Origin of the sequence: Curtobacterium sp. P97 (assembly GCF_023712445.1) — a bacterium.
Lineage (GTDB): Bacteria > Actinomycetota > Actinomycetes > Actinomycetales > Microbacteriaceae > Curtobacterium.
On record NZ_JAMAYF010000159.1, the window covers coordinates 1 to 432 of the forward strand.

A 432-nucleotide genomic window follows, 5' to 3' on the forward strand; every position below is an offset into this window, starting at 1 on the left:
GGCCACCGCCGTGTCGCCGCCGGGCTGGATGGCGGGGATGGTCGCGGTCGGCTCGGGGTTCGTCACGGTGGACGAGGTGGCCGCGGCGGTCGAGGTGCCCGAGGCGTCGCTGCCGGAGTCGGAGCTGCAGGCGGCCAGGCCGAGCGCGGCGCTCATGGCGATGGCGGCGACGGCGGTGCGCTTGGCGGTGGTCTTGTTCAGGTTCACGGTCGAACTCCTCGTGCTCGTGTAGGACATCCGGGTCGTCCGGGGGGTCACGAGGAGTTCGGGCTCAGGTCAAGATCTGGATGTCACGGTTCGATAACGGTCAATCCGATCATGGGCGACGCAACAGGTAGGTGTCCATGACCCAGCCCTTGCGCTCGCGTGCGGCCGCCCGCACCTTCGCGATCTCGTCGACCACGTCGGCCAGCTGGCCCGACACCAGCAGCT

The 432-nt window shown here is 69.7% G+C and carries 1 pseudogene; it reads right to left on the reverse strand.

Annotation, left to right across the window (positions count from 1 at the left end):
* Positions 1-207: pseudogene (locus tag M3677_RS17440) on the reverse strand (hypothetical protein); the annotation flags it as partial.
* Between the last annotated feature and the right edge of the window lie 225 nt (positions 208-432).